General features: G+C 66.5%; 22 protein-coding genes and 1 riboswitch. Of the genes, 6 read left to right on the top strand and 16 right to left on the bottom strand.

Annotation, left to right across the window (positions count from 1 at the left end):
- Nucleotides 1–9 precede the first annotated feature (9 nt).
- Complete coding sequence (locus ACTJK0_RS02480) at nucleotides 10–1,065, top strand: zinc-dependent alcohol dehydrogenase family protein (RefSeq protein ID WP_440744111.1); 1,056 nt, start codon at nucleotides 10–12, stop codon at nucleotides 1,063–1,065.
- 30 nt (nucleotides 1,066–1,095) lie between these two features.
- On the opposite strand, the gene ACTJK0_RS02475 is transcribed toward ACTJK0_RS02480, so the two are convergent.
- A complete protein-coding gene (locus ACTJK0_RS02475) occupies nucleotides 1,096–1,560 on the bottom strand; it encodes a pyridoxamine 5'-phosphate oxidase family protein (protein ID WP_110541085.1) in 465 nt (154 codons plus the stop codon).
- Between the two features lie 163 nt (nucleotides 1,561–1,723).
- Between ACTJK0_RS02475 and ACTJK0_RS02470 the strand changes: the two genes are divergently transcribed.
- On the top strand, nucleotides 1,724–2,707 hold the full coding sequence (locus ACTJK0_RS02470; protein WP_110541084.1) for a trypsin-like peptidase domain-containing protein: 984 nt from the start codon (nucleotides 1,724–1,726) through the stop codon (nucleotides 2,705–2,707).
- 76 nt (nucleotides 2,708–2,783) lie between these two features.
- Here the strand turns inward: ACTJK0_RS02470 and ACTJK0_RS02465 are convergent, their stop codons facing one another.
- The 10 genes from ACTJK0_RS02465 to ACTJK0_RS02420 form a co-directional block, all read right to left on the bottom strand.
- The gene (locus ACTJK0_RS02465; protein WP_110541083.1) at nucleotides 2,784–3,152 is read right to left on the bottom strand and encodes a hypothetical protein; all 369 of its coding nucleotides are present in this window, start codon (nucleotides 3,150–3,152) and stop codon (nucleotides 2,784–2,786) included.
- Nucleotides 3,153–3,230: 78 nt separating this feature from the next.
- A complete protein-coding gene (locus ACTJK0_RS02460) occupies nucleotides 3,231–3,629 on the bottom strand; it encodes a FluC/FEX family fluoride channel (protein ID WP_110541082.1) in 399 nt (132 codons plus the stop codon).
- Nucleotides 3,626–4,030: a FluC/FEX family fluoride channel gene (locus ACTJK0_RS02455; RefSeq protein ID WP_110542060.1), complete on the bottom strand. Its 405-nt coding sequence runs from the start codon at nucleotides 4,028–4,030 to the stop codon at nucleotides 3,626–3,628. The genes ACTJK0_RS02460 and ACTJK0_RS02455 overlap by 4 nt, the downstream gene beginning before the upstream one ends.
- A gap of 7 nt (nucleotides 4,031–4,037) precedes the next feature.
- The gene (locus ACTJK0_RS02450; RefSeq protein WP_110541081.1) at nucleotides 4,038–4,751 is read right to left on the bottom strand and encodes a metal-dependent transcriptional regulator; all 714 of its coding nucleotides are present in this window, start codon (nucleotides 4,749–4,751) and stop codon (nucleotides 4,038–4,040) included.
- A 46-nt stretch (nucleotides 4,752–4,797) separates the two neighbouring features.
- The gene (locus ACTJK0_RS02445) at nucleotides 4,798–5,556 is read right to left on the bottom strand and encodes a class I SAM-dependent methyltransferase (RefSeq protein ID WP_110541080.1); all 759 of its coding nucleotides are present in this window, start codon (nucleotides 5,554–5,556) and stop codon (nucleotides 4,798–4,800) included.
- Between the two features lie 108 nt (nucleotides 5,557–5,664).
- The gene (locus ACTJK0_RS02440; protein ID WP_110541079.1) at nucleotides 5,665–7,083 is read right to left on the bottom strand and encodes an aminotransferase class V-fold PLP-dependent enzyme; all 1,419 of its coding nucleotides are present in this window, start codon (nucleotides 7,081–7,083) and stop codon (nucleotides 5,665–5,667) included.
- A gap of 36 nt (nucleotides 7,084–7,119) precedes the next feature.
- Nucleotides 7,120–7,233, bottom strand: a riboswitch (SAM riboswitch).
- Between the two features lie 152 nt (nucleotides 7,234–7,385).
- Nucleotides 7,386–8,198 carry a histidinol-phosphatase gene (hisN, locus tag ACTJK0_RS02435; protein ID WP_043453490.1) on the bottom strand — a complete coding sequence of 271 codons (813 nt, stop codon included), beginning with the start codon at nucleotides 8,196–8,198 and terminating at the stop codon, nucleotides 7,386–7,388.
- A gap of 44 nt (nucleotides 8,199–8,242) precedes the next feature.
- Nucleotides 8,243–9,358, bottom strand: a complete 1,116-nt coding sequence (gene rsgA, locus ACTJK0_RS02430) for a ribosome small subunit-dependent GTPase A (RefSeq protein WP_440744110.1) — start codon at nucleotides 9,356–9,358, stop codon at nucleotides 8,243–8,245.
- Nucleotides 9,342–10,721, bottom strand: a complete 1,380-nt coding sequence (aroA, locus tag ACTJK0_RS02425; protein ID WP_440744109.1) for a 3-phosphoshikimate 1-carboxyvinyltransferase — start codon at nucleotides 10,719–10,721, stop codon at nucleotides 9,342–9,344. The genes rsgA and aroA overlap by 17 nt, the downstream gene beginning before the upstream one ends.
- A 6-nt stretch (nucleotides 10,722–10,727) precedes the next feature.
- Nucleotides 10,728–11,276 (bottom strand): DoxX family protein, encoded by a 549-nt coding sequence (locus ACTJK0_RS02420; protein ID WP_440744108.1) that lies wholly within the window; start codon nucleotides 11,274–11,276, stop codon nucleotides 10,728–10,730.
- A 237-nt stretch (nucleotides 11,277–11,513) separates the two neighbouring features.
- On the opposite strand from ACTJK0_RS02420, the gene ACTJK0_RS02415 reads away from it, so the two are divergent.
- A complete protein-coding gene (locus ACTJK0_RS02415) occupies nucleotides 11,514–12,323 on the top strand; it encodes a sigma-70 family RNA polymerase sigma factor (protein ID WP_440744146.1) in 810 nt (269 codons plus the stop codon).
- On the top strand, nucleotides 12,320–12,580 hold the full coding sequence (rsrA, locus tag ACTJK0_RS02410; protein ID WP_110541074.1) for a mycothiol system anti-sigma-R factor: 261 nt from the start codon (nucleotides 12,320–12,322) through the stop codon (nucleotides 12,578–12,580). Before ACTJK0_RS02415 ends, rsrA begins: the two co-directional genes overlap by 4 nt.
- A gap of 99 nt (nucleotides 12,581–12,679) precedes the next feature.
- Here rsrA and ACTJK0_RS02405 read toward each other — a convergent pair whose 3' ends face one another.
- From ACTJK0_RS02405 to ACTJK0_RS02385, 5 genes are all read right to left on the bottom strand, one after another.
- Nucleotides 12,680–12,754: a 50S ribosomal protein bL37 gene (locus ACTJK0_RS02405; protein WP_369299106.1), complete on the bottom strand. Its 75-nt coding sequence runs from the start codon at nucleotides 12,752–12,754 to the stop codon at nucleotides 12,680–12,682.
- A 118-nt stretch (nucleotides 12,755–12,872) separates the two neighbouring features.
- Nucleotides 12,873–13,334: a PadR family transcriptional regulator gene (locus ACTJK0_RS02400; protein WP_440744107.1), complete on the bottom strand. Its 462-nt coding sequence runs from the start codon at nucleotides 13,332–13,334 to the stop codon at nucleotides 12,873–12,875.
- Nucleotides 13,334–14,161 carry a DUF4097 family beta strand repeat-containing protein gene (locus ACTJK0_RS02395; protein WP_440744106.1) on the bottom strand — a complete coding sequence of 276 codons (828 nt, stop codon included), beginning with the start codon at nucleotides 14,159–14,161 and terminating at the stop codon, nucleotides 13,334–13,336. The genes ACTJK0_RS02400 and ACTJK0_RS02395 overlap by 1 nt, the downstream gene beginning before the upstream one ends.
- A gap of 80 nt (nucleotides 14,162–14,241) precedes the next feature.
- Nucleotides 14,242–14,841: a GDSL-type esterase/lipase family protein gene (locus ACTJK0_RS02390; RefSeq protein ID WP_110541071.1), complete on the bottom strand. Its 600-nt coding sequence runs from the start codon at nucleotides 14,839–14,841 to the stop codon at nucleotides 14,242–14,244.
- A 152-nt stretch (nucleotides 14,842–14,993) separates the two neighbouring features.
- On the bottom strand, nucleotides 14,994–18,821 hold the full coding sequence (locus ACTJK0_RS02385) for a multifunctional oxoglutarate decarboxylase/oxoglutarate dehydrogenase thiamine pyrophosphate-binding subunit/dihydrolipoyllysine-residue succinyltransferase subunit (protein WP_440744105.1): 3,828 nt from the start codon (nucleotides 18,819–18,821) through the stop codon (nucleotides 14,994–14,996).
- A 558-nt stretch (nucleotides 18,822–19,379) separates the two neighbouring features.
- Here ACTJK0_RS02385 and ACTJK0_RS02380 point away from each other — a divergent pair.
- Nucleotides 19,380–20,714, top strand: coding sequence for a hemolysin family protein (locus ACTJK0_RS02380; RefSeq protein WP_110541069.1), 1,335 nt, complete (start codon nucleotides 19,380–19,382; stop codon nucleotides 20,712–20,714).
- Nucleotides 20,711–21,781 carry a hemolysin family protein gene (locus tag ACTJK0_RS02375; protein ID WP_110541068.1) on the top strand — a complete coding sequence of 357 codons (1,071 nt, stop codon included), beginning with the start codon at nucleotides 20,711–20,713 and terminating at the stop codon, nucleotides 21,779–21,781. The genes ACTJK0_RS02380 and ACTJK0_RS02375 overlap by 4 nt, the downstream gene beginning before the upstream one ends.
- The last annotated feature ends 99 nt before the right edge of the window (nucleotides 21,782–21,880 follow it).

Here is a 21,880-nt window from a genome sequence, read left to right as displayed (position 1 = left end):
GGAAAACCCATGAAAGCACTTGTGTACGGCGGGCCCGGAAACAAGTCGTGGACCGACGTCCCCGACCCCCGGATCCAGCAGCCCGGCGATGCCATCGTCAAGGTCGATACCACCACCATCTGCGGTACCGACCTGCATATCCTCAAAGGCGACGTTCCCGCCGTCGAAAAGGGCCGGATCCTGGGCCACGAAGGGGTGGGCACCATCGTGGAGACCGGCTCGTCGGTCACCGGCCTGAAAGTGAACGACCGCGTCATCATCTCCTGCATCAAATCCTGCGGCCACTGTGCCAACTGCCGGACTGGCCTTTACTCGCATTGCCTGGGGGACGAGGGCCAGACGGGCACCGGATGGATCTTTGGCCACCTGATTGACGGGACGCAGGCGGAGTATGTCCGCGTTCCCTACGCCGACAACTCGCTGCACCTGTTGCCGTCAGGAGTCAGCGACGAACAGGCCGTCATGCTCTCCGATATTCTTCCCACCGGGTTTGAGATCGGAGTGCAGTACGGACGGGTGAAGCCGGGCGACAGCGTGGCGGTGGTGGGGGCGGGGCCGGTGGGCCTGGCGGCGATCACTACGGCTGGCCTGTACGGCGCGGCCACCGTGGTGGCGATCGACCTGGACGCCAACCGGCTGCAGAAAGCCCGGGACTTCGGGGCCACGGACACGGTGCTGTCCGGTGGCAGCGACTGGAAGGACCAGGTGCTGGCCCTGACCGGCGGACAGGGCGTCGACGTCGCCATCGAGGCCGTAGGCGTCCCCGCGACCTTCGCGATGTGCACGGAGATCGTGCGGCCCGGCGGGTCGGTGGCGAACGTGGGCGTCCACGGAAAGCCCGTGGAACTCCACCTCGAAAATCTGTGGATCCAGAACATTAACATCAGCATGGGGCTGGTGAACACCAACACCACGCCCATGCTGCTCAAGCTTGTGGCCCAGGGAAAGATCAGGGCGGAAAAATTCGCCACGCACCATTTTGGCTTCGACCAGTTCCTCGAGGCCTACGACACCTTCTCCCGTGCTGCCGAGACCAAAGCGTTGAAGGTGATCCTCACGTCCTGACGGTCAACGCCCGGGCAAGCTGAGAGGCGGCTACAGCCAGTCCGCGGAGAAATCCACCGGCGGCCACCACCGGTGGCGGGGACTGACCGCGAAGCGGCGGCCCGATAGGTCGGTGGGAGTGATGGCTATCAGATGGTCCTTGATCCCCGGCTCCCAGGGTTCCCTGTCCGCGTCAGTCTCGGCAAGGGGCATGCTGCCTTCATCGAAAGGGCCAGGCCTTCCCTTGGCCACCACGCTCCATACCTCGGTTGCGTAGGGGTTCAGGCCGTCCACCTCGAGCGCCGCCACGGCGCCGCTGAGCAGGGCGCGAAGCTTGGTGCCCGGCGCCGTCCTGAACAGCAGGGTTTCCCCGGCGACCGAGAAATTGACGGGGAAGATCTCCGGTACGTCACCGTTGATGACCGCCAGCCGCCCGATGTAGGACGACCGGAGATACTGCCAGCACTCATCAGGACGCAGTATTTCGGTGTGGGACCCCTCGGGCGAACCAGTCATGGTACCGATCCTAGATCCTGGACAGCGGCAGCGCACCGCACCACGGGCGTTCACCCACGGCGTAGCTGCGCCGGGACTGGATGGGCCACAGCAAACGTTGATTCCCGTAAAGCCCCTGAAAGAGGGGTCACAGCCGAACACGGCACCGCATTGGAGGTGCGCCATGGACCAGGCTCGGGAACCCATACCGGACCGGGACGAGGACCTGCTGGACTCGTACTCGCAGACGGTGATGCGGGTGGCGGCAGCAGTCACGCCGCACGTTGCAGCCATCGAAATGACCGCCCAGCGCCGCAACGGCCGGGTCAGGGTGGGTGCCGGCTCTGCCGTCCTCTTCACGGAAGACGGCTACCTGTTGACGAACTCACACGTGGTGGCCGGTACGCGGCAGGGCTTTGCCGTGTTCGCCGACGGCAGCAGGATGGAACTGGAACTGGTGGGCGCCGATCCGTTGTCCGACCTGGCAGTGGTGCACGGCTCCCGTCCCAAGGTCCGGCCTGCGGAATTTGGCGACGCCGAGTCCCTTCGGGTGGGTCAGCTGGTGGTCGCGGTGGGAAATCCGCTGGGACTTGCAGGGTCGGTGACTGCGGGGGTGGTCAGCGGCCTGGGCCGCGCCATTCCGGTCTGGTCGGGCGGCAACAGGCGGGTCATCGAGGATGTCATCCAGACAGATGCTGCGCTCAACCCGGGAAATTCCGGCGGCGCACTGGCAGACACCCACTCAAGGATTGTGGGCATCAACACCGCGGTGGCGGGCGCCGGCCTGGGCCTGGCCATCCCGATCAACGCCACCACCCGCAGGATCATCTCCGCACTGCTGACGGACGGAAGGGTGCGGCGCGCCTATCTGGGCCTGGTGAGCACTCCCATCCAGCTCGGGCCCAGCGCAGTGATCCGCACAGGCCAAAGGCAAGGGCTCCGCGTCGTGGAAGTGCTGCCGGGGTCACCTGCCGGCAAGGCGGGGCTGTCCGCGGGAGACATCATCGTCACTGCCGGCGGCCACCCCGTCAGCAACGCCGAAAGCCTGCAACGGCTCCTGTTCGCCGACGCCATCGGCCAGCCCCTGGATGTGGCCGTGCTGCGCGACGGCACCGAATTGCACCTGGCCGCCGTTCCGGAGGAAATGACGGCCAACGGCACGGCATAACCCCCGACGGCGGCAGTAACGCCGGGTGGTCACGGCCGGCATGCACTGCCTGGCCTCCCATCACCCGGGCACGGGCCTACCGGGGCGCTTCCACGTCCGCGATGCCTACGAAACGCGTCCCCACGCCGTCGTACTCGCTCCGGACCCAGCCGGGACGGACAGCGGGAACCTCGGACGGTGGGTGATGCCCGCACACCACATAGGTGAAGTCCGGCCACCACTTCTTGGGACGTGCCGCCTCCTCATAGCCACAGACGGCGCACGCAAGATGCACCCAGACGGGGCGCTTGCCCGTGCGGTTGGCGCGTGACTGCACCAGCCAAGGAGGGGGATTGTCAAGGATGGCGCGCAGATCCTCCTCCGCCATCCATTTGGGCAGGCCGTGGCGCTGTGCCATTTCAAGCGGAACATCAAGGGCTATTGCTGCGTCACGTCTGCTGATCATCACAGTCCACCATACGGGAGTGGACGGCATCTGCCGCCGGGGGCCGGGGGTAGGCCGGCTGGTGGGTCACCTTTTGGGTCAGCCAACGAGGGCGATGCCGGCTGCGGCGGCGGCAAAACCGAGCGCGAGGTTGGCCCCCACATTCAACGCCGCCGAACCGAAGCGCGCTTCGCTGAGCAGCCGGATTGTCGCGGTGCTCCACGAGCTGAAAGTCGTGAGGCCACCGGCCAGGCCAGTGGCAAGTCCCAGCTGCCACTCAGTGCCCAGCCCCAGCCGGCCGGTCACCCCATGGGCGAGGCCGATGATGAAGCACCCCACGACATTGACCACCAGGGTGGCCCAGGGCCAGTGCAGCCGCCCGCGGCTGCCGGTGCGGACGCTGCGGATGCTGCTGTGATGGGCAAACCAGCTGTCGATCCCGAACCGCAGGAGCGCCCCCGCCACGCCAAACAATCCCACCAGGGCGGCGGCGGTCATGGCCGCCCGTCCCGGTTCCGCGAAATGAGCCTGCCGCACCGCCACCCCGCACCCGCGGAGGCAAGGCCGAGGACCAGGGACAGGCCCAGGTAGGCCGTCCACACCGGGTGGGCGCCGGCGCGCGCCAGCTGGTCGGAGGCGAGGATGACGGCGGAAAAGGTGGTGAACGAGCCCAGCAGGCCCGGACCGATCCCGGCACGCAGCCAGAACGCAGTGTGCGGCCGCGCCATCCAGACGGTGGTCAACGCTGCCAGGACGAAGCTGCCGCTGATGTTGATGCCAAGGGTTGCCCAGGGGATCGAGCCGGGCAGGTCCGGAAAGGCCAGGCCCAGCCCGTACCGCAGTTCGGTGCCGATCAGCCCGCCGGCAGCCACAGCGAGCCAGGCACGGCCTTCGGGCATCGCCACGTCAGTTGCCGTCCAGGACGCAGCCCGGATGGGGGGTGTCACCGGAGACCCACAGCGCGGAGGCAATCTCATCCGCAAGGTCGTACTCTCGGGAGCCGTCCGGACCGCTGATCCGCACGACCAGTGCGCCACCGAACGGCTTCCTGCCCAGCACCTCCACCTCGGCGTCCAGGTCAATCTCCTGGGCCGCGAGGTACCTCAGGAGTTCGGGGTTGTCGTCGCTGATCCGGGTGATCCTGCCCGTGTGCCCCTGGTCCAGCCCGGCGAGGAGGTGCGCGTGCGGCATCAGCACCTGGCCGTCCGCCGTGGGAATTGGGTCGCCGTGCGGGTCCCGGCGGGGGTTCCCGAGTTTGGCCGCGACGCGTTCGATGAACGTATCCGAGACCGCGTGCTCCAGCTGTTCGGCCTCGTCGTGGACCTCATCCCAGCTGTAGCCCAACCGCTGGACCAGGTAGGTCTCGATCAGGCGGTGGCGCCGGACCATGGCCAGGGCCAGCCGCAGCCCTGCCTCGGTCAGTGTGACGGCGCTGTAGGGCTTGTGGTCCACCAGGCCCTGGTCCTTGAGCTTGCGGACCATCTCCGAAACCGAGGAATTGGCCACCCCCAGCCGCTGCGCAAGCTGGGAGGAGGTGATGGGCTTGTCCTGCCATTCCGTGAAGGAATAGATGACCTTGACGTAGTCCTCGATCGAGGAGGAGGGCGCGCTGGTCTTCACGCCTTCAAGCCTACCGGCTCGGCGCATGCGGCACGGGAGGCAGCCGTCATGCCTTGGCGGCCCGCCAGGCAAGGGCGAGGTACGGAAGGTCGAGTTCCTGGCCGTGGCCGTAGGCAAGGTGCTCGTGCAGGTACCAGTCGAGGTTGGCCAGGACCTTGGCCCGCGTCGACTCGCCCGCCCGCAGGTAGTAGCTGCGCGACTTGGTCAGTTCCATCAGGTCGGTGGTGGTCACCTTGTCCTGCCAGTGCGTGACGTGCCCTTCGAGCCCGCGGAATTCGGGCCCCACCACGGGTTTGTGGCCCGGCCGGTACACATCACCGGCGTGCATGATCCGGGAGAGCCGGTGAACCCACGGGATGGAGGTGTCCAGCTGGTTCCAGACCAGACCGAGGGTCCCGTCCTGCCGGAGGACGCGCGCCAGTTCGGTGCTTGCCGCGAGGGGGTCGCACCAGTGCCACGCCTGCGCGACGGTGACGACGTCGAAGGACGCGTCGGGCAGGCCTGTCGCCTCGGCAGTCCCCGCCGCAGCCGTGGCGGCTGGATAGTGTTCCTCGAGTTGGGCGAGCATGTCCGCGGAGGGGTCGACGGCGGTGACGTCCAGTCCCATGTCCAGCAGCAGGGCAGTGAACTTTCCGGTTCCGGCGCCGACGTCCAGGGCATCGTGGGCGCCGGCGGGAACCAGCCACCGGGCGGACTCCTCCGGATAGCCGGGCCGGACGCGCTGGTAGTGCCTGCCGCCGTCCTGAAAGCTTTGTCCAAGCTCCCGGCGCCGCCCGTGATCGAGCCTGGGGCCACCCCGAACCACGTGCGGTCTCCTTCAGTCAACGCCCTGCAGTACCTTAAGAATCTACCGTATCTGCAGTGCCGGAAGGGTTAACGCCAGCAGCCCGGGGCTGCCGGACCTGCTGCAGGCTTAGTCGTCGATGCAGGGCGCGGCACCTGCGGTGCCGGGGGTGTTCGGTGCCCAGTGCGGGTAGGTGCGGGTGTCGTTGGCCGGTACCCAGCGGCCCGCGTCCACCACGTAGTCCCAGCCCAGCCCTTTGCTGCGGAGTGCCTGGATGCCCGCCAGGAGGCGCTCGGCGTCCTCCAGCCGGGAGCCGACGCCGAAGCTTGCACGCAGGGAACCGGAGGGAAGGCCCAGGCGCTTGAGCAGGGGGTGGGCGCAGAAACGTCCGTCCCTCAGGCCCACGCCGTGCTCGGCTGACAGGTAGGCCGCCACCAGTCCTGCGTCGTAGCCCTCCACGGAAAAGTTCACCACACCGATGGTGTCCGTTTCCGGGTTCGTGTCCTTGAAGATCTGGTGCACGGTTACGCCGTCGATGCGCTGCAGGCCCTCAACGAGGAACGAACGGATGGCGGATTCGTGGGCATGCCACCGGTCCTGGTCCAGCCCGGCGATGACCTGGGTGGCGCGGGCCAGGGTGGCAGCGCCCAGCACGTTCGGCGAGCCCCCCTCATGGCGGGCCGGCCCCGTGGCCCAGCTGACGCCGTCGAGGCGTGCTTCCTTGACGGCGCCGCCGCCGGCAAGGTGGGGTACGCCGGCATCCAGCCAGTCGGGCCGTCCCACCAGGACGCCTGCACCGAAGGGTGCATACAGTTTGTGGCCGGAGAACGCGAGGTAGTCGACGTCGTCCGCACTGATGTCCACCCGGCGGTGCGGTGCGAGCTGGGCCGCGTCCACCACGATCCGGGCACCGTGCTGGTGGGCCAGCGCGGCCAGGGCCCGGATGGGAAGGATTTCGCCCGTGACATTGGATGCGCCCGTGACCGCCAGCAGGCACACCCCGCCCTGCTCCAGTTCGGCGCGCACGGCGTCCAGGGTGCCGGCGATGGTGTCCGCGGCAACGATGCTGCGGTGCGGAACGCCCTGCCACGGCAGCAGGTTGGCGTGGTGTTCAATGTCCAGGTAGAGGACATCGCCGGCGGCGCGGCCGTCGGCCACGGGCAAGCAGCCGGCCAGCAGGTTCAGCGAGTCGGTGGTGTTGCGGGTGAAGATGACCGAATCATCCGGACGGCCACCAACGAAGTCGCGGACAATGCTGCGCGCGTTCTCGTACACGGAGGTGCTGATCTGGGATGCGTACCCCGCGCCGCGGTGGACGCTCGCGTAGTAGGGGAGGATCTCGTTCAGGTAGGCGGACACCAGCGACAGGGCCGGCGCGGACGCACCGTAGTCCAGGTTCGCGTAGCGGACATGGCCGCCGGCAATCAGGGGAGCCTGGATTTCGGCACCGGTGACGGCGGCAAGGGGCCGGCCCGCGGCCGCATGGCGTGCATCCGGAACGGGAGCTTCGGCAATAGCGTGCTGGGGGGAGACGGTGGCAGTTGTCACAGAGACCTCACTTGACTACAGGACTCCGGCATAAGGAATCCGCGCTTGCCGTATCCGCTCCGGACCGGCCTGGTCGTCACCCGGGGCACCCCACCGCGAATGGAGGGTTGCCGGCCAGCAAACCGGGGTTTTGCGCTGGCACTCGTGACCTGCATAAAAGCGTAGGACATCGGGCGGCCAGGACTGAAGCCGCGGCAATTGTTAAGGGTTTTGTTACGCGCCATCGAAGAAACGACGCCGGACACCCCCTTGCGGAGGTGTCAGGCGTCGCAAAATTCGTGGAAGACCGGAAACGGCAGCCGTTACAGCAGATCGTCGAGGTACGGGTTCAACCTGTGCAGTACCTCGGAGTGCAGGATCGAATTCGTGGCCAGAGCGTTCCCACCGAACGGCCCGTCCTCACCTTCCAGGGAGGTGAACCGGCCGCCGGCCTCCACCACGATGGGCACCAGTGCGGCCATGTCGTAAAGGTTCAGCTCCGGTTCGCAGGCGATGTCAACCGAACCCTCGGCCACCATGCAGTAGGACCAGAAGTCACCGTAGGCCCTGGTCCGCCAGACGTCCTCGGTGAGGCCGAGGAATTCGTCGAGGTTTCCCCGTTCCTTCCATCCCGTGAGGCTGGAGTAGGACAGGGACGCGTCAGAGAGGCTGGACACGTTGGAGACCCGGAGCCTGGTGGCGGCAGCCAGCGAGCGTCCCATGTAGGCGCCCATGCCCTTCGCCGCCCACCAGCGCTTGCCGAGGGCCGGCGCGCTGACCACACCGACCACGGGCTCGCCCTCGTCGACGAGGGCGATCAGTGTGGCCCAGACAGGCACGCCGCGGACAAAATTCTTGGTCCCGTCAATGGGATCGATGATCCAGCGCCGCGAGCCGTGGCCGGTGCTGCCGAATTCCTCGCCCAGGACGGCATCGCGGGGACGGGAGCGGGAGAGCTGGCCACGAATGGCTTCCTCGGCGGCCTTGTCGGCGTCGGTGACCGGCGTCAGGTCCGGCTTGGTCTCAACGTGGAGATCCAGGGCCTTGAAGCGGCTCATGGTCTGGTCGTCCACGGAGTCGGCCAGGACATGGGCCAGGCGCAGGTCATCGTTGTAGCTCGAAGCGGGTTGGATCATGGTTCCAAACTACCGTCTGCCGGCGTTTCTGCCGGGAGAACGCGTCAGTTGACGCTGCCAAGCTCCTTGGTTTCCTGCGCTTCCATCCTTGGATCGGTACCGAGCAACCGACGCAGGGACGCCAGCCGGGCCGGGCCAGTGGGTCCTGCATGTCCGCCGCCCACCCAGTCGTCGAGGCCGCAGTTCACCGCGGTTGCCGTGTGCTTGCAGCCGCGTTCGCAGTTCTCGATGCCGGGGGAGAGGTCCGGGAAGGAACGCAGGATCCGGTCCGGGTCCACGTGGGCCAATCCGAAGGAGCGAATGCCGGGGGTGTCGATGATCCAGCTGCCGGGCGGGGCGGCCGCCAGGCGCAGGGCCAGGGCGGAGGACGACGTGTGCCGGCCCCGCCCGGTCACCGCGTTGACTCCGCCGGTGGCCCGTTCGGCGCCGGTCAGGGCGTTGACCATGGTGGACTTGCCCACACCCGAGTGTCCGAGCATCACCGTGACCTTGCCGTCCAGGTGGGCCCGGAGGGCAGCCACGGCCGCGATGTCCAGCCGGGCCGAAAGACCGTCGTCCGAGCGCGCGTCGATTCCAGAGGCCTGGGCGTCGGCTGTCCGGCTGATGATCACCGGGAAATCCAGGTGGGTGTAGTTGGACAGCAGGTCCGCTGGATCCTTGACGTCGGCCTTGGTAACCAGCAGGATCGGCTCGATGCCGGCGTCGTAGGCGGCCACCAGGGCCCTGTCGATAAATCCCGTCCGGGGCTCTGGGTTGGCTGCCGCCACAACGATCACCAGTTGGTCGGCGTTGGCCACGACGGCGCGCTCAATGGGGTCGGTATCGTCGGCGCTGCGGCGCAGGAGCGTGTGCCGGTCCTGGATTTTCACCAGGCGTGCCAGCGTATCGGGGGCGCCGGACACGTCACCAACCAGCGACACAAAATCACCGGCAACCACCGGTGAGCGGCGGAGCTCGCGGGCCCGGGCCGCGACAACCACCCGCTCGTCCTCCGAGTCCTCATCCACCACCGCTGTGTACCGGCCGCGGTCCACCGTGATGATCCGTCCGGTCACGGCATCGTCATGGCTGGGCCGGTCCTTGGTGCGGGGCCGGGAGCCTTTCTTGTTCGGGCGGACCCGAACGTCTGATTCGTCCCAGGAATCAGTTCTCCGCGCCACTGCCGCGCCCCTCCGGTCCGGCTGCGGACGCCTGCTGCGCCAGCATGCCTGCCCACAGTTCCGGGAAATCGGGCATGGTCTTGGCGGTGGTGGCGATGTCCTCCACCTGCACGCCTTCCACAGCCAGTCCCAAAATTGCCCCTGCGGTGGCCATGCGGTGGTCGGCATAGCTGTGCACGACGCCGGCGTGCAGCCGGGCCGGGCGGATCACCAGCCCGTCAGCGGTCTCTTCGGCGTCACCGCCGAGCCGGTTAATCTCCGCCACCAGGGCTGCGAGCCGGTCCGTTTCGTGTCCGCGGAGGTGCGCAATTCCCGTGAGCCGGGAGGGACCGCTGGCCAGGGCACACAACGCAGCGACCGTAGGCGCCAGTTCGCTGGTGTCCGCGAAGTCGCCGCCCCGGATCTCCGGGCCGCCGGTGACGGTGAGGACGCTGTCTTCCAGAGTTACGGTGGCGCCCATGCTTGCCAGGATGCTGCGCCACAGGTCTCCCACCTGCTGGGTTTCCGTTGGCCAGTTGGGGATCCGGACCGTGCCCCGCGTGGCCAGGGCCGCCGCCAGGAAGGGCCCGGCATTGGAGAGGTCCTGTTCGATCCGCTGGTCGAAGGCCCGGATTGGGCCCGGCGCCACCACCCAGTGGTTGGGGACGGAGTCGTCCACGGACACGCCGGCACCCCGCAGCACGGCCACGGTCATATTGATGTGGTCAAGGCTGGGGACCGGCTTCCCCACGTGTTCCAGGTGCAGGCCTTCGTCGAACCTGGCGCCCACCAGCAGGAGGGCGGAAACGAACTGGGAGGAGGCGCTGGCGTCGATCACCAGGTGGCCGCCGCGGACTGCGCCGTTGCCTTCCACCACGAACGGGAGCGACGACGGCGCGCTGCCGTCCTCCGCCGAAACGTGCACACCAAGGGCCTTCAGGGCCTCAATGATGGTGCCCATGGGCCGCTTCCGCGCGTGCGGATCGCCGTCGAACTCGCTGGTTCCGTTGCGCAGCGCAGCGAGCGGCGGGACAAACCGCATGACGGTGCCGGCCAGCCCGCAGTCGATGCTGGTGGCTGATGGTGCTGCCGCGGCGGGCAGCGGCACCACTTCCAGGTCCGGACCAAAGGCGCCGTCCCCGGGGACCTCGGTGATGGTGGCACCCAGCTGCCGGAGCGCATCGACCATCAGCGCCGAGTCCCGCGAATGCAGGGGAGCGCGCAGGCGGGACGGGCCGTCCGCAAGGGCTGCCAGGACCAGGTACCTGTTGGTCAGGGACTTCGATCCGGGCACCGTGACGGTGGCATCGACGGGCCGGGACGCAAAAGGTGCGGCCCAGTGCTGGACAGGGGCCCCGTCACGGGTGGCGGCTGGTGCGGTCATTCGTGCTTATGCTCCCGTGGCGTGCTTGGCGGCGCGGCGCACGGCTTTGTCCGCCTTGTTCAGCTTCTTTGTGGTGGTCCGGCGCGCGTCGGCAGCGAGGTGCGAGGCGTTCCTCCGCGCGTCGGTGGCCAGGTGCTCGGCACGCCAGGCCAGGCCGGGCTTGCCGGCGGTGTCCACGGATGCGAGCAGGGCGCCGCCGCCCAGCGAGAGATTCTTGAGCAGCTGGTTCCGCCGGTTGTCGCGGCCTTCCTTGCTGCTGATATCCGCGCTGCGCCACTCCACAAAAGTGTTCAGGAGGGAGATTACCGTCAGCAGGCCTGCGGAGAGCCGGGAAAACTTGCCAAGCCCGAACAGGACTCCGGCGCCTACCTGAGTTCCACCGATCACCCGGGCAAGCGTCTTTTCGTTTGCCTGGAAGGGCAGCGAGGCCGCAGCCTTGCGCAGCAGCGGGGAGAGCTGCTGGGCGGTGTCATCAGAGTTCTTGAGCTTATCCAGTCCGGCAAGGACGAAACTGGAGGCAAGCATGGGCCGGGCGAGCGTGCGGACAAAGGACATGGATTTCCTCCTGGATGGACGAGCCGCGGCAAGCGGCGGAGTCGGTCCTAGTCTTGCACTTTTGGGGAATATTTGCCCGTGGGAGGCGGTTATGCTCGCTGGGTCCACGTCGAGGGCCCGGACGATCATTCACCCGAAACAGAGCGGAGTTGGCCCTTGGGGAAGGTGCTGGACGGAACGAGACAGGCGGGGCCGGTGGCAGTTGACAAGCTCACCGCCGAACCGCCGGAATACGGCATGCCCCGGTCCGGGAGGCTGACAGTAGACTTGAAGGCAATGAGCACCCTGGATCCGGCCGTTGCGGCCATGTATGAGGCTTCCCCCGGCGAAGTAAACGGCAGTACGGGCACGGCGCCGCTGCCGGCCGGACAGGCAAACCCTGATTCGCCGGCGGAAGCGGCGACCGATGACGCTACCGTGGACGTCTCCACCGAAACCGTTGAGCAGCGCCGGCTGCGTTTTGAGCGGGACGCCATGCAATACGTGGACCAGCTGTATTCAGCTGCCATGCGCATGGCGCGGAACCCCTCCGATGCGGAGGACCTGGTGCAGGAGGCCTACACCAAGGCTTTCTCGGCCTTCCACCAGTACAAGCCGGGGACCAACCTCAAGGCCTGGCTGTATCGGATCCTGACCAACACCTACATCAACCTCTACCGCAAGAGGCAGCGCGAGCCGCTGCAGTCCAACTCGGACAGCATTGAGGACTGGCAGTTGGCCCGCGCGGAGTCGCACACGTCAAGCGGGCTGCGGTCGGCAGAGGCGGAGGCGCTTGACCACCTTCCGGATTCGGACGTCAAGCGTGCCCTGCAGGACATTCCGGAGGAGTTCCGCCTGGCGGTCTACTTCGCCGACGTGGAAGGCTTCGCCTACAAGGAAATTTCAGACATCATGAACACGCCCATCGGCACCGTGATGTCCCGGCTCCACCGCGGCCGGCGAATGTTGCGGGACATGCTCGCGGAATACGCCGCGGAGCGGGGATTCAAAACGGCCGCGGATGCGTCGGATGCGGCAGGAAGCAAAGCACAGGAGAACAGGAAATGAGCGACTGCCAGGGATTGGGCGACTGCGATGATACCCGGATGCAACGCATCTACGAGTACCTTGACGGGGCACTGACCCGCGAGGACATTACCGAAATCAAGGACCACCTTGATCAGTGCCCCGAGTGCACGGAGCAGTACGACCTTGAGTGTGTCATCCGGAACATGGTCAAGCGTTCCTGCAAGGAATCTGCACCGGACAACCTGAAGAACGCCATCCTGGACCGGATCCACGCCATCCGTCCCGTGGAGGCCTAGGTACGGGCCCCGTCCTGGCCAGGACTGCAGACAGCAAAGGACCCCGGAAGCCGGTTGGCTTCCGGGGTCCTTTGCTGAACCGTAGTTCCTGGCATGTGCCTAGGTGTTGGGGCGCTTCCCGTGGTTCGCGCCGCCACGCTTACGGTCACGACGCTTGCGTGCACGCTTGCTCATAGCTGGCCTCCTTACTGTTGGTACTCAAAAGAGCTGCCCTCAAGTCTCCCACATGATGTGGCGGCCCGCGAACCGGGAACCGCCGGATGACCTGCGGCAGGATCGCCCGGTCCGCCGGTCAGGACGTCAGCGCGTGGTCGATGGCCGTCATGGCGTTGTCCAGGACGGACCTGAGGGTTTCCAGCGCTAAGGGGCTAATGGGTCCGAGCCGGCCATGGAGCCGCAGGTCCGCGCGAAGCCGGTCGTGGAATTGCTGGAGCAACAACTCCGCGTCCAGCCGGCGAATTGAGGCGGCGATGCCGTCTTCCACAGCCACCAGGTCTTCCTTGTGCTTTTCCAGCTCGGAAAGCCCGGCCGCCGTGATGCGGTAGGTGACGCGTCGTCCGGCGGATTCGATGGCCACCAGCCCGTTGCCTTCAAGCTTGCCCAGCCGCGGGTACACGGTTCCGGCGCTGGGCGAATAGGTGCCGTGGAATCTGTCCCTGAGCTCCTTGATGAGCTCGTAACCGTGTTTCGGGCCGCTTTCGAGCAGGGCAAGGAGATAGAGCCGCAACGCACCGTGTGCGAAGACCGGAGGCATCAGCCCGCCGCGTCTCCGGGGGTGCCGGCAGGGGCGTGGAGAATAGAGGTCCTGCCGGACACTGAGTTTGTCCGGACCAGCATCAGCTGGGTGTCAGGGCCGGAAATGGTTTCCACCTTGCCGTTGGCCAGAAGGAACTGTTGGCCGTCCAGGATCACAGCCCCGCCGGCCGACTTGGCTACGATGTCGGCGCCGACGTCGTGGGGCATCGTGACGGTGACGTCGCCGGAAACGGAGTTGGAGCCGAAGTCGTTGGTGAAACCGAGCAGCTCAAAGCTGAGGTGGCCGCTGACAGTGTTGGCGCGGACATTGGTGAAGTGGCCGGAGGCGGTCACCTCACCGGACACTGTCTTTGCCGTGAGGACGCCCTGGTGGTTCCGTACGGCCACCCTGCCGCTGACGGTGTTGACCTGCAGTTCGCCGGACGTACCGGCCGTCTCTACCGAACCTGACACGGTGTTGACCCGGACGTGGGCGGCGAGGCCGGAAACGAGTCCTTCTCCGCTGACCGTGCCCGCTTCCACTTCCACGCCTGGTGGGACGGAGATACTGATGACCGCCGAATTGTCGCTGTTGTGGTTGACCGTTTCCATCAGGTTCTTGAACCAGCCCTGGGCTCCGTGCAGCTGGTGCCTGATCTCCAGCCTGCCCCCGTTGAGGGAGACGGCCACGGGGTCGCCCTGGACGTCAGAAACCTCCAGCCGCACCGTCGGCCCTGCGTGCGGCACAATCTCGAATCTTCCCCGGACCGCGCCCAGCTTGAGGGACGTGACGCCATCGATGTCGATGGTTTGCGGGTCCGTAACAGTCCATTGTCCGGCGGGCATGGTTTCCTCCAAACCGATATATCGCATTCCGGACCAACGTAATGCCGCCCGGCGGAGCGGTCAAGATATATCGTGACGGCCTATTGCGGTGCTTCCAACCCCAGCCACTGGAACCAGCCGCGGTGCAGGACCAGCCACGCCATGAGCCCGTACCCGGCCTGGCCGGGCGTGCCGCCATTTGCGGCGAGGTCCTGGCGCCACTGTTCGTGGTTCAACAGGGGCGAGAACGTGTCCACGTAGAGGTGCTTGCGGCGTGTCGTCACATCAGCGAAGGCGGTGTTCAGTTCATCCAGGCGCCGGTTCTGGGCCGGGTCCAGGGTGGGAGGCGGCCCGACGACGAAGACCTCGATCCGGTTCTGGGATGCCGAATCCAGGATGTTGGCCAGATTGAGCCGGCTCCGGGCAGTGGACAGGCCGAACTCAATGTCCCGACCCGACAGTCCGATGACCAGCCGGTTCTCTGCCTGGCTGCTGAAGCGGCGGCCGGCTTCATCCAGCCAGCGCGCGGCGAGCCCCTCGGTCCCTTCCTGCGGGCAGGGGAGCGAGTAGCTTTCCAGCAGCATGCCGTCCTGGGGAGTGCGGGCAAGGACGCGGCCCAGCCAGCCAAGTGCCCGGGGATCGCCCAGTCCGGCCAGCAGTTCGTCTCCTACAGCTGCTATCCGCAGCTTCCTGTCTTCCACGCGTTCCTCTTTACTCCGGTAAGGGTTTACTTCGGCCGCTGCCACCGTCGCCGCCGCAGCTGCGGAGGTACGGGGCGGCGCTGTCCATCCATTAAACAGAACTGCCCGGCCGGAGTCTGGGATTTCGACGTCCGGCCGGGCAGCCTTACTGCTTACTTCCGTGCAAATGCCTGCTTCAGCAGGACATCCTGTTCGGCTGCGTGCCGCTTCATGGAACCGGCGGCCGTGGAGGCGGAGGCCGGCCGGGACACCACGCGGACGCGGCGGTCAAGGACCTCCGGCAGGTGCAGGCCGATGAAGGGCCACGGTCCCTGGTTGGCGGGCTCGTCCTGGGCCCAGACCACTTCGGCGTTCGGGTACTTGGCGAGCTCCGCCGCGATTTCTGCGTGCGGCAGCGGGTACAGCTGCTCCACGCGGACGATGGCGGTGGTCTTGTCGCCGGTCTTCTGCCGGGTGGACAGGAGGTCGTAGTACAGGCGGCCGGAGACCAGGAGAACGCGCTCGACGGCGGTGGCCGGGAGCTGCTCATGCTCACCAATGACGGGGCGGAAGGTGCCGTTGGTGAAGTCCTCGACGGATGAGGCGGCAGCCTTCAGGCGCAGCAGCTGCTTGGGCGTGAAGATGATCAGCGGCTTGCGCGGACGGTTGTATGCCTGGCGGCGCAGCAGGTGGAAGTGCGAGGCGGCCGTGGTGGGGTTGGCCACGATCATGTTGTCTTCCGCGCACAGCTGCAGGAAGCGCTCGATCCGGGCGGAGGAGTGGTCCGGTCCCTGGCCTTCGTAGCCGTGCGGGAGCATCAGGACCAGCGAGGAGCGCTGGCCCCACTTCTGCTCCGCGGAGGAGATGAATTCGTCGATGATGGTCTGGGCACCATTGACGAAGTCCCCGAACTGGGCCTCCCACAGAACCAGCGCGTCCGGGCGCTCAACGGAGTAGCCGTATTCGAAGCCCATGGCGGCATATTCGGACAGCAGGGAGTCATAGATCCACAGCTTGGCCTGGTCGTCGGAGAGGTTGCCCAGCGGCAGCCATTCCTTGCCGTTGGCACGGTCGTGGAAGACCGCGTGGCGCTGCACGAAGGTGCCGCGGCGTGAGTCCTGCCCGGCAAGGCGTACGGGGACGCCTTCCATGATCAGGGAACCGAAGGCCGCGATCTCGCCGAAGCCCCAGTCGATGCCGCCGTCGCGGGACATCTGCTCGCGCTTCTCAAGCAGCTGCTTCAGCTTGGGGTGGACCGTGAAGCCCTCGGGCACCTCGACGTGTGCCTTGCCGATGCGGGCCAGTGTCTCGGCGCTGATGGCGGTGGAAACCGGTGCGCTGGCGTTGGAGTCGGACTGCTGGGACATGGGCCGCTCGATGTCGGACACGGCAGCGGAATCGGCGGTCACGATCGGGATGGGGGACGTCTGGGCGGCGTGGGTCTCGGCGAAGACCCGCTCCAGCCGTTCCTGGTAGTCGCGGAGCAGTTGCTCGGCTTCTTCCTCGGTGATGTCCCCGCGGCCGATGAGCGACTCGGTGTACAGCTTGCGCACGGACCGCTTGGCCTCGATCAGGTTGTACATCAGTGGCTGCGTCATCGAGGGGTCGTCGCCCTCGTTGTGGCCCCGGCGGCGGTAGCACACCATGTCGATGACGACGTCCTTGTGGAAGCGCTGGCGGAACTCGTAGGCAAGCTGGCCGATGCGGACAACCGCTTCGGGGTCGTCGCCGTTCACGTGGAACACCGGTGCCTGGATCATCTTGGCGACGTCCGTTGAGTAGGTGGACGAGCGCGACGACGAGGGGGCCGTGGTGAAGCCAACCTGGTTGTTCACCACGATGTGGATGGTTCCACCGGTCCGGTAGCCGCGGAGCTGGGACAGGTTCAGGGTTTCAGCCACCACGCCCTGGCCGGCGAAGGCGGCGTCGCCGTGGACCATGATGGGCAGGACGGGGAACGTTTCGCCCTGGTCCAGGCGGTCCTGCTTGGCCCGGACGATACCCTCGAGGACGGAGTCCACGGCTTCCAGGTGCGACGGGTTGGCCGCGAGGTAGACCTTGGTTTCCTTGCCGTTGTCCGAGGTGAAGGTGCCCTCGGTGCCGAGGTGGTACTTGACGTCGCCGGAACCCTGCACGGAGCGGGGATCCTGCGTGCCTTCGAACTCGCGGAACACCTGGGCGTAGGTCTTGCCGGCGATGTTGGTGAGTACGTTGAGGCGGCCGCGGTGGGCCATGCCGATGGCAACTTCGTCGAGGCCGTCGTCGGCGGCGTCGGACATGATGGCGTCCAGCAGCGGGATCAGCGACTCGCCGCCTTCCAAGGAGAAGCGCTTCTGGCCAACGAACTTGGTTTGCAGGAAGGTCTCGAAGGCCTCGGCCGCGTTCAGCTTGGAGACGATCCGCAGCTGCTCTTCGCGGCTGGGCTTGGAGTAGGGGTGCTCGAGCTGGTCCTGGAACCATTTGCGCTCGGCGGGTTCCTGGATGTGCATGTATTCGATGCCGGTGGTACGGCAGTAGGCATCGCGCAGGACGCCGAGGATGTCGCGGAACTTCAGCATCGGCTTGCCACCGAACCCGCCGGTGGGCCATTCACGGTCCAGGTCCCACAGGGTCAGGCCATAGGTGAGGACGTCCAGGTCAGGGTGCTTGCGCTGGACGTACTCCAGCGGATCGGTGTCCGCCATGAGGTGCCCGCGTACGCGGAAGGAGTGGATCAGCTGCTGGATCCGGGCCACCTTGTTGATCTCATCGGCCGGGTCCACCTGCCGGTCGGCGCTCCAGCGGACGGGCTCGTAGGGGATGCGGAGCGCTTCGAAGATCTCGTCGTAGAAGTTCTGAGCGCCGAGCAGGAGCTGGTGGACGAGCTTGAGGAACTCCCCGCTGCCGGCGCCCTGGATGACGCGGTGGTCGTACGTCGAGGTCAGGGTGAGGACCTTGCTGATGGCGTTCTGGGCGATGATCTTTTCGCTTGCGCCCTGGAACTCTGCCGGGTAGTCGAGGGCACCGACACCGATGATGGCTGCCTGGCCCTTGGACAGGCGCGGAACCGAGTGCACCGTACCGATGCCGCCGGGGTTGGTCAGGGACACGGTGGTGCCCTGATGGTCCTCGGCCGTGAGCTTGCCGTTGCGGGCGCGCTTGATGAGGTCCTCATACGTGTGCCAGAACTCGGCGAAGTTGAGGGTTTCGGCCTTCTTGATGTTCGGGACCATCAGCAGGCGGGTGCCGTCGGGCTTGGGCATGTCGATGGCGATGCCGAAGTTGACGTGCGCCGGCTGGACCGCCACGGGCTTGCCGTCCACTTCGTCGTAGTAGACGTTCATGGACGGGAACTGGGAGAGCGCGCGGATGACCGCGTAGCCGATGAGGTGCGTGAAGGAGACCTTGCCGCCGCGTGCGCGGGCGAGGTTCGAGTTGATCACCACGCGGTTGTCGATGAGCAGCTTCGCCGGAATGGCGCGGACGCTGGTGGCCGTGGGCACCTCGAGGCTGGTGACCATGTTGGTGGCGATGGCCTTGGCCGGGCCGCGGAGGACGGAGACGACGTCCTCCTCCGGGGCCGTGGGAGCCTTGACGTTCTTGGGCAGCTGGGCCGGGATGGGCTGCGAGCCTGTGCCGGCTTCGGTCTTCTTGCCGCCGTCGCGCGCTTCAGTGGCGGGGGCCTTCTTGACGGGTGCGGGGGCCGCAGGGGCAGCAGCGGGGGCGGCAGGGGCAGCGGCGGCGGGCGCTGCAGGGGGAGTGGCAGGCGCAGCTGCCGGCGACGGTGCCGGAGCGGCCGGAGCCGTTTTCACAACAGGCAGTTCCCGCGTGGGAGGGTTGGCAGCGTGGGCTGAATATCCGTTGGAAGAAGAACCGTTGCCCGAGTCGAAGGATTCGAACAGGGGCCACCACTTGGCGTCCACAGCGTTCCTGTCCTGCTGGTACTGCTCGTACAGTTCGTCAACGAGCCACTCGTTTCCGCCAAATTCCTCGGGTAGACGGTGGCTTGGCTGCTCTGGCACTTGAAATACGCCTCTTCCATGAGTTTGATTTCTCTTTGGCCCCCCGGTGCTTCAGCACTACGTTCGAACCACTCTCCGCGTCCTCTGAACCCGGACCTTTGCAAGTCTAGTGAGCATCTCCTCTTAACTGCCAATAAGGGTGACCCAAATCATGAAGTGACGAACATGTGCCCAAAAATGGCATCTTCCCGGGGTCCGCAGGGGTGCCGCTGGGCAGGCCCCGGGGGGGCTCCAGCCACCGGCAATGCGGCGTGCACGGGCGGCAGCATCGCGGCCGGTGAGGGGCCGCTCCTGTAGACTGAAATTCTTATGGACAGTAAATCTAGGTGCCGGCCTGGGCGCTGTCAGCGGAACTCCAAAAGAAGTACCGCGCAGTCCGCCCCCAGAGCCGGCAAACCCCGACAACGCGCCCATCACCAGCCAACGGCGGAGCACGCCGCGCACCGCACGGAACGGTCATCGGCTTCAGCTGACCATCCTCCGCCGGGACGAAACAGCTGTTCGACTTCCTGGAGCACCACTCCTCCGGCAGATGCACTACCGCGGGCGGGGTGCTGAATGGAGTGGCTACTCCTGGCAGCAGGCCTGCTGCTGATCGCCGGCACCGGATTCTTTGTTGCCGTCGAGTTCTCCCTGATCGCCCTGGACCAGCCCACGGTCCAGCGGGCAATTGACGACGGCGACACCGGCGCCGTCGCGCTGCTGACCTGCCTTAAATCCCTGTCAACCCAGTTGTCCAGCTGCCAGCTGGGAATCACCTTGACCACGCTGCTCACCGGCTACGTCATGGAACCCTCGGTGGGCCGCCTCCTTGAAGGCCCGCTGACCGCCGTCGGACTTCCCGACGTAGCGGTGCAGTCCGTGGCGCTTATCCTCGCGATGGTGCTGGCAACGCTGCTCTCCATGCTTCTCGGTGAGCTCGTGCCCAAGAACATGGCGATCGCGCTGGCCTTCCCGGTTGGCCGTGCACTTGCCAGGCCGCAGCTGGTCTTCACTGCTGTCTTCAAGCCGGCCATCCTGGTCCTCAACGGCTTCTCCAACAAGGTTCTGCACGTCTTCGGCCTCGAAGCCAAGGAAGAGATCTCCGGGGCGCGCACGCCCGCCGAGCTTGCCTCCCTGGTGCGCAGGTCCGCAGCGATGGGAACCCTCGACGCGGGAACCGCTAACTTCATCGCCCGCACATTGAACTTCTCCACCCGCACAGCGGCCGACGTCATGACGCCGCGGATCCGGCTGGAGACGATCGACGCCGACCAGCCGGTCTCCGACGTCGTGGACGCCGCACGCCGCACCGGTTACTCACGGTTCCCGGTCATCGGCGACTCAGCCGATGACATCCGCGGCCTGGTCCACGTCAAGAAGGCCGTCGCGGTCCCATGGGAGCGCCGGCAGAACCTCGAAGCGGGCGCCATCATGACTGAGGTCCTGCGCGTGCCCGAGACCATCCATCTCGATGCCCTGCTCGCCGAACTCCGGGAGGGAAACCTCCAGTTGGCAGTGGTGCTCGACGAATACGGCGGAACCGCCGGTATCGCCACCCTGGAGGACCTGGTGGAGGAAATCGTGGGCGAAGTGGCGGACGAGCATGACAAGGTCCGCCCCGGCCTGCTGCAAAGCGCTTCCGGCGACTGGTACTTCCCGGGCCTCCTCCGGCCTGACGAGCTGTCCGAACAGATCCCGGGGCTCAGCGTCCCCGACGAAGCTGCGTACGAAACCGTGGGCGGCTACGTCATGAGCCAGCTGGGCAGGATCGCGGCCATAGGCGACACCGTCCCCGTGAACGGCGGAACGCTGAGCGTGACCAGGATGGACGGGCGCAGGATCGACCGCATCTGCTTCCGGCCGGCAAGGGAAACGCCGGCACAGGACGTCCACGAAAGGCGGGCGCCGTGAGTGACTGGGCCGGAATAATGTGGCTCGGCGTCCTCCTGCTGGGCAACGCCTTCTTCGTGGCCGCTGAGTTCGCCATCATGTCGGCGCGCCGCAGCCAGATCGAACCGCTCGCTGACGCGGGTTCAAAGCGGGCGCAGACTACCCTGCGCGCCATGGAGAGCGTCTCGTTGATGCTCGCGTGCGCGCAGCTGGGAATCACTGTCTGTTCACTGCTGATCCTTTTGGTGGCCGAGCCTGCCATCCACCACCTGCTCGCCGTCCCGATCGAGACGGTGGGCCTGCCGGCGGAGGTGGCGGGCGTCGCCGCCTTCGCGGTGGCGCTGATGCTCGTGACGTTCCTGCATGTCACGTTCGGCGAGATGGTGCCGAAGAACATCTCGGTGTCCGTTGCGGACAAGGCCGCACTGTTCCTGGCCCCGCCGCTATTGTTCGTTGCACGGCTGGTCCACCCCGTCATCTCCGTCCTTAACTGGTCGGCCAACCACATCCTTAAAGTGATGCGGATTGAGCCCAAGGATGAGGTGACATCCTCCTTCACCCTGGAGGAGGTGCAGTCGATCGTGCAGGAGTCCACCCGGCACGGCCTGGTGGACGACGATGCGGGGCTCATCACCGGTGCACTGGAATTCTCGGAGCATACGGCGGAGGACATCATGGTGCCGCTGGAAAAGCTCGTCATGCTGCCGGCATCCACCACGCCGGTGGAGTTTGAAAAAGCTGTCAGCCGCACCGGGTTCTCCCGGTTCCCGATGCTGGACGACGATGACATGCTCTACGGCTACCTGCATGTCAAGGACGTGCTCTCCATTCCGGAGTCCGCCTACGGGCTGCCGATTGCCGAGAGCCGCATCCGCTCCCTGGCCAACCTGGCGCTGGGGGACGAGATCGAGAAGGCGATGTCCGTCATGCAGCGCACGGGTTCCCACCTGGCGCGTGTGATCGGCCCTGACGGGAATACCCGCGGCGTCCTCTTCCTTGAAGACGTTATTGAACAGCTCGTCGGTGAAATCCGGGACGCCACCCAGGCAACCGGAATCCGCCGCTTGGGGCAACCGAACGGCAGCTGACTCCGGCGGGCACTCCTTTCGCTCGAAAGGGAGTGCCCGCCGGCGGCAAACCGGGCGCCCAGAAGCATCTAAATAGGAATCATTCGCATTTAGGTATAG

This window comes from Paenarthrobacter sp. 22069, assembly GCF_052046035.1.
Classification (GTDB): domain Bacteria; phylum Actinomycetota; class Actinomycetes; order Actinomycetales; family Micrococcaceae; genus Arthrobacter.
This window is presented reverse-complemented; position numbering and strand designations above follow the sequence as displayed.

Excerpts from the sequence above, each read along its gene's own strand:
- ACTJK0_RS02460 (WP_110541082.1), bottom strand. The coding sequence starts at position 3,629 with ATGACCGCCGCCGCCCTGGTGGGATTGTTTGGCGTGGCGGGGGCGCTC.
- ACTJK0_RS02475 (WP_110541085.1), bottom strand. The coding sequence starts at position 1,560 with ATGACTGGTTCGCCCGAGGGGTCCCACACCGAAATACTGCGTCCTGAT.
- ACTJK0_RS02400 (WP_440744107.1), bottom strand. The coding sequence starts at position 13,334 with ATGCCTCCGGTCTTCGCACACGGTGCGTTGCGGCTCTATCTCCTTGCC.
- rsrA (WP_110541074.1), top strand. The coding sequence starts at position 12,320 with ATGAGCGACTGCCAGGGATTGGGCGACTGCGATGATACCCGGATGCAA.
- aroA (WP_440744109.1), bottom strand. The coding sequence starts at position 10,721 with ATGACCGCACCAGCCGCCACCCGTGACGGGGCCCCTGTCCAGCACTGG.
- ACTJK0_RS02455 (WP_110542060.1), bottom strand. The coding sequence starts at position 4,030 with ATGCCCGAAGGCCGTGCCTGGCTCGCTGTGGCTGCCGGCGGGCTGATC.
- ACTJK0_RS02420 (WP_440744108.1), bottom strand. The coding sequence starts at position 11,276 with ATGTCCTTTGTCCGCACGCTCGCCCGGCCCATGCTTGCCTCCAGTTTC.
- ACTJK0_RS02480 (WP_440744111.1), top strand. The coding sequence starts at position 10 with ATGAAAGCACTTGTGTACGGCGGGCCCGGAAACAAGTCGTGGACCGAC.
- ACTJK0_RS02470 (WP_110541084.1), top strand. The coding sequence starts at position 1,724 with ATGGACCAGGCTCGGGAACCCATACCGGACCGGGACGAGGACCTGCTG.
- ACTJK0_RS02395 (WP_440744106.1), bottom strand. The coding sequence starts at position 14,161 with ATGCCCGCCGGACAATGGACTGTTACGGACCCGCAAACCATCGACATC.
- ACTJK0_RS02415 (WP_440744146.1), top strand. The coding sequence starts at position 11,514 with ATGCCCCGGTCCGGGAGGCTGACAGTAGACTTGAAGGCAATGAGCACC.
- ACTJK0_RS02380 (WP_110541069.1), top strand. The coding sequence starts at position 19,380 with ATGGAGTGGCTACTCCTGGCAGCAGGCCTGCTGCTGATCGCCGGCACC.
- ACTJK0_RS02465 (WP_110541083.1), bottom strand. The coding sequence starts at position 3,152 with ATGATCAGCAGACGTGACGCAGCAATAGCCCTTGATGTTCCGCTTGAA.
- hisN (WP_043453490.1), bottom strand. The coding sequence starts at position 8,198 with ATGATCCAACCCGCTTCGAGCTACAACGATGACCTGCGCCTGGCCCAT.